Consider the following 11,856-nt stretch of genomic DNA (forward strand, 5'->3'; position numbering starts at 1 on the left):
TGTCGCCGCGCAGGTGCACAACGGTGTCTGACACCCTCGGGAGACGATCCTCAGCCTGTGCCGCCGTCTCTGCGGGGTGTCAGACACCCGACAGGCGCCGCCTTACCAGAACCATCCGCCCCGCGACAGGCTCGACTCGCAGCTCTTGTACTGCGCGGTAAATTTCTCGGCGCGCGCCTGCACTTTCTGCGACACGGTCTTCAACCACGCCTTGCGGTCGTAGCTACGGTTGCGGTATCCGGTCCAGCCTTCGTGATAGTTCAGGTACTGCCCATACGCATCCCACTTCGAGATGCCGTTGATGCGCTGCGTCTTGCTCATGTACCAGCCCATGAAGTCGAGCGCGTCGGCAAAGTTGTCCCGGCTGGACGTCCAGCCGCCCGCTTCGCGCTTGTAGTCGGCCCAGGTTTCGTCCTTGGCCTGCGCATACCCATAGGCGGAACTGACGCGGCCCCACGGGATGAAGCCCAGAAAGTAATAGCGCGGCGGCAAAGCGTCGTGCTTGAAGGAAGACTCCTGGTACATCATCGCGATGGGCACCGGCACCGGGGCGCCCCATTTCTTCTGCACGTCCAGCGCCGCGTCGTGCCATTCCGGTTTCTCTCGGAAGATGGCGCAGATGTTGTCGGGATTCGAGGGCGGCGCGGTGGCGCAGCCGGCTAGCGTCAGCAACAGCGTCGGCGGCAATAGCCGGATCATTGGCAGGCTTCCTCCAGGAAAAATGCGCCGGGGCTTTCCCGGCGTTGGCGGCCGACGTCTCACCGGCATGCCTGGATTGTATTGAAACGTTTCGTTATACAGGCTGCGCGCCGATCCGAATTGCCCGGATAAAGGCAAAAAAAACGGCCCCGGGCGATTGCACGGGGCCGTTGTTCAGGCCGCGAGGCCTGGCAGGGGAGTCGGGATCAGACCTCGATCACGTCCGCCACGTCCTTGTAGTCGGCGATCTTGTCGAAGTTCAGGTACTGGTAGATCTGGTCGCCGCTCTTGTTGATGACGCCCATGTCGGCCATGTACTCGTCCTTGGTCGGGATGCGGCCAAGCTTCGAGCAGATGGCGGCCAGTTCGGCCGAACCCAGGTACACGTTCGTGTTCTTGCCCAGGCGGTTCGGGAAGTTGCGGGTGCTGGTCGACATGACCGTGGCGCCTTCGCGGACCTGCGCCTGGTTGCCCATGCACAGCGAGCAGCCCGGCATTTCGGTGCGGGCGCCGGCGGTGCCGAACACGCCGTAGTGGCCTTCCTCGGTCAGCTGCGTGGCGTCCATCTTGGTCGGGGGAGCGACCCACAGCTTGACCGGAATGTCGCGCTTGCCTTCGAGCAGCTTGGACGCTGCGCGGAAGTGGCCGATGTTGGTCATGCAGCTGCCGATGAACACTTCGTCGATCTTGGCGCCGGCGACTTCCGACAGCGTCTTGACGTCGTCGGGGTCGTTCGGGCAGGCAACGATGGGCTCATGCACGTCGGCCAGGTCGATCTCGATGACCGCGGCGTATTCGGCGTCGGCGTCCGGCTCCAGCAGCTTGGGATCGGCCAGCCAGGCTTCCATGGCCTTGATGCGGCGGCCCAGCGTGCGCTCGTCTTCGTATCCGTTGGCGATCATCCACTTGAGCATCACGATGTTGCTGTTGATGTACTCGATGATCGGTTCCTTGTTCAGGAACACCGAGCAACCGGCGGCCGAGCGTTCGGCCGAGGCGTCCGACAGTTCAAAGGCTTGTTCGACCTTCAGGTCGGGCAGGCCTTCGATTTCCAGGATGCGGCCGGAGAAGATGTTCTTCTTGCCTTGCTTGGCAACCGTCAGCAGGCCTTGCTTGATGGCGTACAGCGGGATGGCGTTGACCAGATCGCGCAGCGTGACGCCGGGTTGCAGCTTGCCCTTGAAGCGGACCAGCACCGATTCCGGCATGTCCAGCGGCATGACGCCGGTGGCAGCGGCAAAGGCCACCAGGCCCGAGCCGGCGGGGAACGAGATGCCGATGGGGAAGCGGGTGTGCGAGTCGCCGCCGGTGCCGACGGTGTCGGGCAGCAGCATGCGGTTCAGCCACGAGTGGATCACGCCGTCGCCGGGACGCAGCGACACGCCGCCACGCGTGCTGATGAACTCAGGCAGCGTGTGGTGCGTCTTGACGTCGACGGGCTTGGGGTAGGCGGCGGTGTGGCAGAACGACTGCATCACCAGGTCGGACGAGAAGCCCAGGCAGGCCAGGTCCTTCAGTTCGTCGCGGGTCATCGGGCCGGTGGTGTCCTGGCTGCCGACCGAGGTCATCTTCGGTTCGCAGTAGGTGCCCGGGCGGATACCCTTGCCTTCCGGCAGGCCGCAGGCACGGCCGACCATCTTCTGGGCCAGCGTGTAGCCGCGGCCGGAGTCGACCGGATCCTTGGGCAGGCGGAACAGCGTCGAGGGCGCCAGACCCAGCGCTTCGCGGGCCTTGGCGGTCAGGCCGCGGCCGATGATCAGCGGAATGCGGCCGCCGGCGCGCACTTCGTCGAACAGCACGTCGGACTTGACCTCGAATTCGGCGATGACTTCACCGTTCTTGATGGCCTTGCCGTCGTAGGGGCGCAGTTCGACCACGTCGCCCATTTCCATCTTGGAAACGTCGAGTTCGATCGGCAGGGCGCCAGCGTCTTCCATCGTGTTGTAGAAGATCGGGGCGATCTTGTTGCCCAGGCACACGCCGCCAAAGCGCTTGTTCGGCACGAAGGGGATGTCTTCACCCGTGAACCACAACACCGAGTTGGTGGCCGACTTGCGCGACGAACCCGTGCCGACCACGTCGCCCACGTAGGCGACCAGGTGGCCCTTTTCCTTCAGGGATTCGATGAACTTGACCGGGCCGCGCTTGCCGTCTTCTTCCGGTTCGAACGCAGCGCCGTCGCGCTTGTTCTTGAGCATCGCCAGGGCGTGCATCGGGATGTCGGGACGCGTGGTGGCGTCGGGGGCGGGCGACAGGTCGTCGGTGTTGGTTTCGCCAGGGACCTTGAAGACCGTGATGGTCAGGCTTTCCGGCAGTTCCGGACGGCTGGTGAACCATTCGGCGTCGGCCCAGCTTTGCAGCACGGACTTGGCGTTGGCGTTGCCCTTGTCGGCCTTTTCCTTCACGTCGTGGAAGGCGTCGAACATCAACAGGGTCTTCTTGAGCGCATCGGCGGCGATGGTGCCGATTTCCGCATCATCCAGCAGGTCGACCAGCGGGCCAATGTTGTAGCCGCCGAGCATCGTGCCCAGCAGTTCAGTCGCCTTGGCACGGCTGATCAGCGCACAAGCTTCCTTGCCCAGCGCCACGGCGGCCAGGTAGGAGGCCTTGACCTTGGCGGCATCGTCCACGCCGGCCGGCACGCGATGCGTCAGCAGCTCGACCAGGTTCTGCTCCTCGCCAGCGGGCGGGTTCTTCAGCAGTTCGATCAGTTCAGCGGTTTGTTTGGCCGTAAGGGGCAGCGGGGGAATCCCCAGAGCCGCGCGTTCGGCGACGTGTTGGCGGTAAGTATCCAGCATGTGAGGCCTGCTCAAAGTCGGGTTGGAAGAAGGGTTGTCGGCCGGAATTGTAGAAGCAAGTGGGGGCCGGTAGCAAATGTCTTATATCTTATATAAGACTTGAGCCGATAGCTGTTGTTGGGTGGCGACGCCTTGGCGGGGCGACGGGCGTCCGGCGTTGGTCGTCGGCTGCGGGCCTCGGGCGGCTGGAGTCGTGCGGCAGGAGTCGGGCACGCGGCAGCGGGGTGGGGAGGTGGGGGCGCCTGGACGACAATGGCCCAGGCGCCCCGCAAAGAAAAAGCGGCCCCGTGGGCCGCTTCGGTAAAACAGCCCACCGCCAGCCGATCAGGGCGCCGTGGCGTCGTACACCACGCCGACGCGGGCAAAGTTGCCGCCGTATTGCTTGACGTCCACCTGGAACGGCGCACTGTCGCCCGGCGGCAGCCGCGGCACCCGCAGTTCCTGGAACGTGGCGCCCGTGAGCTGATCCTGCGCGTCATACAGGCTGACCCACACGCGCACCTTTTCGACCTCGCTGCTGCTGTCGTTGCGCACCCGGCCGTGCACCGTCACGTACTTGTAACGGAAGCGGTAGGTAAAGTTCAGCGTGCCGGTGCCGATGGCGGCTTCGGTGTTTTCCACCGTCACGGCCAACTGCGGACGCGGGCCGGGCAGGGCAGCGCGTTTGGCGGGCAGCCAGTTGGTTTTCACTTCCGTAAAGCGTTCGACGCGCCCGGTCAGCGCCACGGGCACGCGCTCGCCAGGGTACAGATGCGTCGGCAGGCTCCAGGCCTGGCGCAGCTCGAGCGGACGCGACCCGTCGAACACCGCGATTTCCGCCCGGGGCGACAGCGCTACGAACTGGTCGCTGGTGTTGACCAGTTCGGCATACAGCACCGGGCGTTCGATTTCGTCCAGCAGCCGGCGAGGTGCGGACAGCTTCAACGCCCCGGCTTCAAACAGGGCGAAATCCGGGTCCAGCAGTTCTTCGGTGGTCAGACGGACGTGGTCGATGACCCGCGTGTTGGCCGGGCTGACGCGCACGATGCGGCTGACGGGCGGCTCGGCCTCGGGCTCGGCGGATTTGGCCACGGCCTGCGCCGGGGGCGGGGGCGGGCTGGCGGATCCCAGCGCGGTGTATTTCCACGCGGCATACCCGCCCGCGCCAAACAGGATCAGCGCCAGCCCTGCCAGGGCCGGCCGCGACAGGCGCCGGGAGGAGGAGGGATCAGCTTTCACTTTGCACCATGTAATCGTAGGAGGCGACCTCGCCATCGCGCAGCATTTCGCAGCGCACGTCGAAGGACGTCAGCGCGTCGGGGGCCAGCGGGCTGGCGGTCGCGTAGCCGTTGCCCGTGCCGATCAGGCCGCCGTCGGCGCCGTACAGCATGACGGTGATCTGCGTGCTGCTGGCAGGGTTGGTGCCCTGGTTGCGGATCAGGCCGACCAGACGGTAACTGCCGTCATTGCGCACAAGCTGAACGCGGCTGGCAGCCACGTCGTTGTTCTTGCCGCGCGCGGGCGACGGCGTGCCGACCTGCAAGTCGTAGCGGCTGTACGCCTTGGACGGCAAAGATATCTTCAGCGGCGTGTACTCCCCCGGTTCCAGCGAGCGCGCGGGCGCCGAGCCCGACACGGTGGACAGCGACAGGTCCCCCTGGAAGAACGATGCCGTCACGCGCGGCACGTCGATCTTCCGGCCGGTCTCGTTGCGCACGATCATGACCAGCTCGTTGCGCCCGCGCGTCTTGATCTCCTGCACGTCCGTCAGCTTGACCAGCGAGGCGTCGATGGGCGGTTCGACAATGCGGGCGGGCAGGGGCGACGGGCGCGAACCCAGCGATGAGACGACCAGCGGAATGACGACGGCGGCAAGGATCGCCGCCGAGATCGCCGCGATGGCGGCGGGCTTGATGGGCGCAGGCTTGGGCTGCTGGATGTTGCGCAGGATCTTTTCCAGCCGCTGCGCGACGTTGTCTTCGACCAGCGTCACCGCATGGCAGTGGCTGCACTGGTATTCGTTGGTGTCCAGCTTGGTGAAACTGGCGCTGCCGCACGTGGAGCAGGTCAGCGTCACCGTGTTGATAGTGGTCTGTTTGGGCGTCATTCTCGCGGGGCGTCCTTTACGCGGGGCGTCATTTACGCTGGGCGTCATTTACGCTACGCAGGCGGTCCGGCCGCGCGCCGCGAACCGGGATGGCGCGGCGGGACCGGCGTGAAGGGCTTACCGGGCGGCAAGGATAGCGGCCGCCGGCCGCACCCGGGGTGCATGAGCGCATCAGTTTGTGACCATATGTGTGGAATCGGCGATATCGGGGCCGGAATGCGTGCCGCACCCGGTGCTATCATCCCCGGCGAAAAATCGTTGTCACATCAACTATTACGCTGCCGTTTCCCGTCGATCCGCTCTCCTGCCGCCCCAATTGGCGCGCAGCCGGGCAGAGCCGAGGTCTGGCTCTTCCTGCATGAGCATCTATCAACATCTGCTGTTTCTGGCCTGCGTGGCGCTTGCCACCTATGCCCAGACGATGACGGGCTTTGCGTTCGGCCTGGTGCTGCTGGGCCTGTCGGGCGTGTTCCAGCTTGCCTCGGTGTCCGAAGTCGCCAACGTGGTCAGCGTGCTGTCCCTGGTCAATGCGGGCGTCACGTTGCTGCGCGCCAAGCCGCAGGTGAACTGGTCGCTGCTGACTCCTGCCGCGGTCAGCAGCCTGGCCGGCGTCGGGGTGGGCGTGGCCGCGCTGACGTGGATCAGCGGATCCATGGCGGTGTTGCTGCAGTTGCTGCTGGGCGTCACCATCCTGGCGTGCGCCATTTTGCTCGTGACGCGGACCCAGCCGCTGGCGCAGTTGTCGTCCCGCACTTCCAGCGTATTTTTCGGTGGCGTTTCGGGCGTGCTGGGCGGCCTGTTTTCCAGCGCCGGTCCGCCGATGGTCTATCACCTGTACCGCCAGCCGCTGCCGTTGGCCACCATCCGCAACAGCCTGCTGATTCTCTTCTCGCTCAATGCCACCGTGCGCCTGGCGCTCGTGACCGTGCAGGGCGCGTTCATGGTGTCGTCGTTCTGGTTGAGCGTGCAGGCGCTGCCGGTCGTGATCGGCGTGACGTGGTTTGCGCGCCGCTACAGCACCGAGAATTCGATGAAGAAGGTCAAGCGGATGGTGTTCGTGCTGCTGCTGGCCGCCGGCCTGGGGCTCATCGTCCCGGCGACGAGGATATTGGCGGCCGGCTAGGTACGGCCGGTTAGGTGCGGCCGGCTAGGTACGGCCGGCTAGGTACGGCCGGCTAGGCGCGGCCGGCTACGCGCTGCCGGCCAAGCGAGGCCCATCGGGCGCAGCCGGCGAGATACCGCCGGCCTCACTCTCCCGTCAGCCACGCTCCCCCGTGATGTAGCGCTCGAGTTCATGAATGATGAATTTCTGCTCGCTCATCACGTCCTTGACCAGGTCGCCGATGGACAGCAATCCGATCAGCTTGTCGTTGTCGATGACCGGCAGATGGCGAAAATGCCGTTCGGTCATCATGGCCATACAGTGTTCCCGCGTGTCGGTGGGGCTGACGTAATACACCGAGTCCGTCATGATGTCGCGCACCTTGGTCGTGCGCGACGACCGGTCCTGCAGCACGATCTTGCGCGCGTAGTCGCGTTCGGTCAGCATGCCCAGCACCACGTCGCCCTCCACCACCACCACCGCCCCGATGCTGCGGTCGGCCATCGTCTTGATCGCGTCGAAGACCGACGAATCCGGCGAAACCGTTACGACGGCGTGATTGGCCTTTTCCCTGAGAAGCTCAGCAACTGTCTTCACGATGTGCTCCCGAATCGGTGGTGAGGATCGAAGCACCATCCTAAGCCTGCCTGCGGCATTGCCGCAAGCAGGGCGCGTTACATCGTGTTTTTGACGCGAATCGCTGGCGCGGATCGGCCTTCATGCCGTTTCCTTGCCGTACAACGCCGTACGCAGATAGGTCAGCGCGTCGCTGCGGCTGCTGAGGGCGTCAGCCCCGATGCGGTCATGCCAATGCGATTCCGATCCCGCCGCGAGCCGCCATTCGCGCAGCCTGCGCGTATACAACTGCAGGTCGTACTCCTCGGTGACGCCAATGGCGCCGTGCACCGCGTGCGCGATGTCGGCCACACGCGGCACGGCCAGGCTGGCGCGGGCCTTGCCCAGCGCGGCGAGCAGCGGACGGGGCAGGCCGTCATCGCCCTGAAAGGCCAGTTGCGCCGCCATGCGCGCGGCCCACACGTGTTCGGCCATCTCGCTGATCTGCTGCTGCACGGCCTGAAAGCGCCCGATGGGCTTGCCGAACTGCGCGCGCTGGTTCGCATAGTCCAGCGTCATCGCCAGCACGCGGTCCATGGCGCCCGCGATCAACCCCGCGTAGGCGGCGGCCGCCATCGTATCCAGCGGCCCCGGACTGTCGAGGCGTTCGGCGTCGGACAGCGCGCAGGAAACGCCGCCGTCCAGGCTGCCGTGCACCCCGTTGGATTCGACGCGCGCCGCCTGCATGGGCAGCAGCCAGGTCTGGCCATCGATGCCGGCCAGCACGTAGTCAGCGCTGCGCGCCCACGCTACGCTCACGCCCGCGATACGCCCGCCGTCGATGGCAAGGCCGTGTGGCGCCAGCGCGATGGCCCCCGCCGCCTGCGGCCGCTGCACGCGGCTCAGCCACGCGCGCGCCAGCAGCGTGTGGGCAATGGGGTAGGGGCACAGATGGCGCCCCGCCGCCAGCACGACGGGCAGCGCATCGGCCAGGCACAGGCCCGCGCCGCCATGATCTTCCCGCACCAGCGCATCCGCGAATCCCGCATCCTCGCAGGCCTGCCACGCGTCACCGGACGGTTGGCCCCGCTCCACGCGCCGGATCACATCCGGGGTGCAGGTCTGGGCAAAAAGGCGTTCGGCGGCGTCGCCAAAAATGTTGTCCATGACGGTCGTCCTTATCGAAGGCCAAGGCCGCGGGCAATGATGCCGCGCAGGATTTCGCGGGTGCCGCCGCGCAGCGAGAACGTCGGCGCGACCTGTTCCAGATAGGCCAGCGTGCGCAGCAGTGGCAGCGGCACGGGGCGGTCGGGGTGCCTGCCCAGCGTATCGCCGATCAGGCGCGGAATCGCCTGTTCAAGCTCGGTGCCCAGATCCTTGACCAGCGACGCCTCCGTGGCGGGGCTCAGGCCCGCCGCCAGCTTGCCGGCCACGGCCAGCGACATCGCGCGCAGCACCGCCATCTGCGACAGGATGCTGCCCAGCGCTGTCCGGCTGGCGGCATCGGCATCGCCACCGCCATCGCGGCAATGCGCCAGCCAGCACTCCAGCAGGGCGATGCTGGAGTACAGGCGCTCGGGGCCGCTGCGCTCGAAGGCCAGTTCCGCATTTACCTGGGCCCAGCCGCCGCCTTCTTCGCCGATCAGCGCCTCGTCGGGCAATTCGACGTTGTCGAAGAAGACTTCCGAAAAGTGCGCATCGCCCGCCAGGTCTTCGATCGGGCGCACCGACACGCCGGGCAACGACAGGTCCACGATCACCTGCGACAGCCCCTGATGCCGGTCGTCCGCGGTGCCGGACGTGCGAACCAGCGCAATCATGTAGTGCGAACGGTGCGCGTTCGTCGTCCAGATCTTGTTGCCGTTCAGCCGCCAGCCGCCAGCGAAGGGTTCGGCTCGGGTGCGGATGCTTGCCAGGTCCGAGCCGGAGCCCGGCTCGCTCATGCCGATGCAGAAGAAGGCCTGCGCGGCGCAGATGCGCGGCAGATAAAAGTCCTTTTGCGCTGGCGTGCCGTATTTCAGGATGAGCGGCGCGCTCTGGCGGTCGGCAATCCAGTGCGCCGACACCGGCGCGCCCGCGCCCAGCAATTCTTCGGACAACACGAATCGCGCAAAGTGGCCGCGCGCCGCGCCGCCGTATTCGCGCGGCAGCGTCAGGCCCAGCCAGCCGCGTTCGGCAAGCTGGCGGCTGAAGCCCGCGTCAAAACCCATCCATGAACGGGCGCGCTCATCCGGCTCCAGGCCGTCCAGCGCATCGGCCAGGAAGGCGCGCACCTCGGTGCGCAAAGCTTCATCCTCGGGAGGAATGGCAGTGAGTTCCAGCGTGTCGATCATCAGTCGCTCCGGGTCAGGCGAGGGCGCCGCGACAGGCGCCGACAGCCACTATCCGGGAATGCACTGATAGCTGTCCAATATTATTTTGCGGGTTTGCGATATGGGTTTTGTATCGAGTGGCGGGCAGTATGATGGAACGCACTTCATGGACCGCATCGCGCGACCCACAACGCACGAACCACAACGCACTACAAGGAGGAAACACCATGAATGAAGTCATCGTCGCTTCGGCCGTCCGCACCGCCATTGGAGATTTCGGCGGCGCGCTCAAGGATGTGCCCCCCTGCGATCTAAGCGCCACCGTCATCCGGGCCGCGCTGGAACGCGCAGGCGTCTCGGGCGACGAAGTCGGCCATGTCGCCGTTGGACACGTGATCAACACCGAGCCGCGCGACATGTACCTGTCGCGCGTGGCCGCCATGAATGCCGGCATCTCCAAGGAAACGCCCGCGTTCAACGTCAACCGCCTGTGCGGTTCGGGCCTGCAGGCCATCGTGTCCGCGGCGCAAACCATCATGCTGGGCGATGCCGACATTGCCGTGGGCGCCGGCGCCGAAAGCATGAGCCGCGCGCCGTACATCGCCCCGGCCCAGCGCTGGGGCGCGCGCATGGGCGACAGCGTCATGCTGGACATGATGACCGGCGCGCTGTCCGACCCCTTCGGCAAGATGCACATGGGCGTCACGGCGGAAAACGTGGCCGCCAAGTTCGGCATCAACCGGCAGGACCAGGACGCCACGGCCGCGGAATCGCACCGCCGCGCGGCCGCCGCGATCGATGCGGGCTACTTCCGCGACCAGATCGTGCCCGTGAAGATCAAGTCGCGCAAAGGCGAGATCGTGTTCGACACCGATGAGCACGTGCGCCGCGACGTCACGGCCGACAGCCTGGCGACGCTCAAGCCGGTGTTCCAGAAGGAAAACGGCACCGTCACGGCGGGCAATGCGTCCGGGCTGAACGACGGCGCGGGCGCGCTGGTGCTGATGAACGCGTCTGTCGCGGCCAAGCGCGGCGTCAAGCCGCTGGCGCGTCTGGTGGCCTACGCGCATGCGGGCGTGGACCCCGACATCATGGGCATCGGCCCGGTGCCGGCGACGCAGGCGGCGCTCAAGCGGGCGGGCCTGACGGTCGATCAGCTGGATGTCATCGAGGCCAACGAGGCGTTTGCCGCGCAGGCATGCGCCGTGTCGCGCGAACTGAAGCTGGACGCCGCCAAGGTGAACCCCAACGGCAGCGGCATCGGCCTGGGCCACCCGATCGGCGCGACGGGCGCCATCATCACCACCAAGGCCTTGCATGAACTGCAGCGCGTGGGCGGACGCTATGCGCTCGTGACCATGTGCATCGGGGGCGGGCAGGGCATCGCCGCGATCTTCGAACGGATCTGATTCGTTCGGCTCGGCAAGCTCGCGAGGTTCCGGCTGCGCCGGATCCTCGCGGGTTTTTCATTGGGCGTCGTGGCCCAGATAGTCCTGAGCCCACGCCTGGCATTCGGCATGAAGCATTGTGCCCATCTGCGCCCGCCGCGGCGCGTCGAGCCGGCTGCTGATCGCCCCAAAACTGAACGCCACCCAGGTCAGCTCCGACACGGGAAACGCCACGCCCACACCCGACACGCCGGGCGTGATGGTATCTACGATCTCGGAATATCCCGCATTGCGCGTCTGCCTGACCGCCTTCATCAGCGCGGTGCTGGAGACGCGGATCTGCGCGTAGCTGGCCGCATGCCTGGCGTACAGCGCGGCGATCTCGTCGTCCGGCAGCGCCGCCATCAGCGCCAGGCCGCCCGCGCCCACGCCCAAGAGCCGCCGTTCGCCCTGGTCGATGGTGAACACCTTGACCGGAAATGAGCCGGCCTCGCGCAGCAAACATAGCGCGTAGTCGCCCTGGCGGATCACCAGGAACACGGTGTCGCCAGACAGGCGTGCCAGCTTCTGCGCGAACGGGCGCAGGGCGTCCAGCAAAGGCGTGCGCCGCAAGGCGGCAAACCCCAGTTGCATCGAATCCACGCCCAGCCGATAACGGCGGGTGGCGCGGTCGCGTTCGGCGAACTGTTCTTCCAGCAGGCAACTGAGCAGGCGGTGCGCCGTGGAACGCTCCAGGCCGGTGGCGGCCATGACGCCCTGCAGGTCGATGCCGTCTTCCTGGTGCTGCGCCAGCACGCGCAACAGGCCGAGCGCGCGACGCATGCTCTGCGTGCCGCCGGTGGATCCTAGGTTGTTCATATTGTGGGAAAAATGGTTCGAATATTTTGTATTTTAGGATTTGCGGTGCGTTAATTCA

At 66.2% G+C, this 11,856-nt stretch carries 10 protein-coding genes; 2 read left to right on the forward strand and 8 right to left on the reverse strand.

Translation table 11 applies throughout. From position 1 onward, the window contains the following. Positions 1–102 precede the first annotated feature (102 nt). The 4 genes from KW836_RS20720 to KW836_RS20735 form a co-directional block, all read right to left on the reverse strand. Positions 103–699, reverse strand: a complete 597-nt coding sequence (locus tag KW836_RS20720; protein ID WP_056563184.1) for a hypothetical protein — start codon at positions 697–699, stop codon at positions 103–105. Between the two features lie 206 nt (positions 700–905). Then, complete coding sequence (gene acnB / locus KW836_RS20725; RefSeq protein ID WP_218344622.1) at positions 906–3,497, reverse strand: bifunctional aconitate hydratase 2/2-methylisocitrate dehydratase; 2,592 nt, start codon at positions 3,495–3,497, stop codon at positions 906–908. 324 nt (positions 3,498–3,821) lie between these two features. Further along, entirely contained in the window at positions 3,822–4,715 is an 894-nt protein-coding gene (locus KW836_RS20730; protein ID WP_218344623.1) for an FxLYD domain-containing protein, read from the reverse strand. Continuing rightward, positions 4,705–5,583 (reverse strand): FxLYD domain-containing protein, encoded by an 879-nt coding sequence (locus KW836_RS20735; RefSeq protein WP_218344624.1) that lies wholly within the window; start codon positions 5,581–5,583, stop codon positions 4,705–4,707. Before KW836_RS20735 ends, KW836_RS20730 begins: the two co-directional genes overlap by 11 nt. Positions 5,584–5,941: 358 nt before the next feature. Here KW836_RS20735 and KW836_RS20740 point away from each other — a divergent pair, with 358 nt between their 5' ends. Further along, positions 5,942–6,706 (forward strand): TSUP family transporter, encoded by a 765-nt coding sequence (locus KW836_RS20740; RefSeq protein ID WP_218344625.1) that lies wholly within the window; start codon positions 5,942–5,944, stop codon positions 6,704–6,706. Positions 6,707–6,841: 135 nt separating this feature from the next. Here the strand turns inward: KW836_RS20740 and KW836_RS20745 are convergent, their stop codons facing one another. The 3 genes from KW836_RS20745 to KW836_RS20755 all read right to left on the reverse strand — a co-directional run bounded on the left by KW836_RS20745 (position 6,842) and on the right by KW836_RS20755 (position 9,573). Further along, entirely contained in the window at positions 6,842–7,282 is a 441-nt protein-coding gene (locus tag KW836_RS20745; protein WP_105239654.1) for a CBS domain-containing protein, read from the reverse strand. 120 nt (positions 7,283–7,402) lie between these two features. Further along, positions 7,403–8,407, reverse strand: a complete 1,005-nt coding sequence (locus KW836_RS20750; protein ID WP_218344626.1) for an acyl-CoA dehydrogenase — start codon at positions 8,405–8,407, stop codon at positions 7,403–7,405. 11 nt (positions 8,408–8,418) lie between these two features. Continuing rightward, positions 8,419–9,573 carry an acyl-CoA dehydrogenase family protein gene (locus KW836_RS20755; protein WP_218344627.1) on the reverse strand — a complete coding sequence of 385 codons (1,155 nt, stop codon included), beginning with the start codon at positions 9,571–9,573 and terminating at the stop codon, positions 8,419–8,421. A 206-nt stretch (positions 9,574–9,779) separates the two neighbouring features. On the opposite strand from KW836_RS20755, the gene KW836_RS20760 reads away from it, so the two are divergent. Next, complete coding sequence (locus KW836_RS20760) at positions 9,780–10,961, forward strand: acetyl-CoA C-acyltransferase family protein (RefSeq protein WP_218344628.1); 1,182 nt, start codon at positions 9,780–9,782, stop codon at positions 10,959–10,961. 57 nt (positions 10,962–11,018) lie between these two features. Here KW836_RS20760 and KW836_RS20765 read toward each other — a convergent pair whose 3' ends face one another. Next, positions 11,019–11,798: an IclR family transcriptional regulator gene (locus KW836_RS20765; RefSeq protein WP_218344629.1), complete on the reverse strand. Its 780-nt coding sequence runs from the start codon at positions 11,796–11,798 to the stop codon at positions 11,019–11,021. Positions 11,799–11,856: the final 58 nt, after the last annotated feature.

Source organism: Achromobacter sp. ACM05 (assembly GCF_019218915.1).
Taxonomy (GTDB): domain Bacteria; phylum Pseudomonadota; class Gammaproteobacteria; order Burkholderiales; family Burkholderiaceae_B; genus Achromobacter; species Achromobacter animicus.